The sequence below is a fragment of the Citricoccus parietis genome (assembly GCF_042433045.1).
Classification (GTDB): Bacteria; Actinomycetota; Actinomycetes; order Actinomycetales; family Micrococcaceae; genus Citricoccus; species Citricoccus parietis.
Window position 1 is genome coordinate 1 of record NZ_JBHLWH010000049.1, and the last position, 1,332, is coordinate 1,332.

Below are 1,332 nucleotides of genomic sequence, written 5' to 3' on the forward strand. Positions count from 1 at the left end.
GGCCGCGGCCAGGGTCTGTGAGCGCTTCTGCGCGAGACCGTGGGCGAAGCCGTAGTGCACGTTGGCGGGGGTGTGGAACCCGAGGCCGGAGTGCTGGTGGTGATGGTTGTACCAGTCCACGAATTCGCTGATGAAGGCCCGCGCATCGCCCAGCGAGGCGAAGCGCTCGGGGAAGGTCGGCCCGTACTTCATGGTCTTGAACAAGCTCTCGCTGTAAGGGTTGTCGTTGCTCACCCGGGGCCTTGAGTGGGATCGGGTGACCTCCAGATCAGACAGCAGCGCGGCCACGGTCTTGGAGGTCATCGAGGTGCCGCGGTCGGCGTGGACGACCTGAGGGATGCCATGGATACCGAAGATCTCCTTCATCATCTCCACCGCCAAGGCCCCGGACTCGGAGGCGTGCACGTGCGCGCCGACGATGAACCGTGAGTGGATATCCACCATCAGGTAGCAGTCGAAGTACTTGCCCTTGACCGGGCCGGCCAGCTTCGTGATGTCCCAGGTATAAACCTCTCCGGGGGCGGTGGCCACCAGCTCCGGGATGGTCCGCGGCGGGTGCGTGGCCAGCCGGCGTCGTTCAGCGACCTGCTCGTTCTCCTGAAGCACCCGGTAGAACGTGGAGACCGAACCCAGGTAGACGCCCTCGTCCAGCAGCTTCGTATAGACCTGCAGCGGCGCCAGGTCCACGAATGCCGGGCAGTTCAAGACGGCGAGGATCTCGGCCCGCTCCGCAGCACTGAGCTTGTTCGGCGGCACCACCGGCGGATGATCTCGAGCCGCTACTGGCTTGCGATAGATCGTGGTCCGCGAGACCCCAGTCAGGGCCGCCGCCTGCCGGGTAGAAACCTTCAGCTTCACCAGCTGATGGTAGGCGCTGGTCATTTCTTCTTGGGCTTGGGCTCGTGAGGTGAGTTCTCGATGGCGTTCTCGAAGAACGCCGAGAGTTTTCCCATCACCTCCAAGGCTGCCTCGGTCTGCTCCAACCGGCTCTCGCTCACCCCTAGCTGGCGGCGCAGACGCGCGATCTCGGCCTGCTCCGGCGACAGTTTCCCGATTGTCTGTCCGGCCGTTTTGCCCTCCAGTACCCCGGCATCACGTAGTTTGCGCCACTCGGTGATCTGGGAGGAATACAGCCCCTGTCCCCGCAGGAAGGCGCTGCCCTCCTGACGGGTGCAGGCCTCCTCGTACTGGGCCAGATACTCGAGTTTCTGCGCCGGGGTAAAGGACCTTCGAGGCCTCGGTCCACCGGCGCGGGGTCCGGGACTACTCATGGATCCATCTTGGCCCACTTCGGCCAAAGCTAGATTCGACATTATGATCGGATTCCTGTTT

The 1,332-nt window shown here is 63.7% G+C and carries 1 protein-coding gene; it reads right to left on the reverse strand.

The window, feature by feature from the left end; translation table 11 throughout:
* Positions 1–1,271, reverse strand: a protein-coding gene (locus ACFFIO_RS17240) for an IS3 family transposase (protein WP_378043689.1) whose coding sequence is annotated in 2 segments (ribosomal slippage) — positions 1–953 and positions 953–1,271 — 1,272 coding nt annotated over the 2 segments. Because the reading frame shifts where the segments join, the coding sequence is not laid out codon by codon here. This gene is flagged as partial in the annotation.
* Between the last annotated feature and the right edge of the window lie 61 nt (positions 1,272–1,332).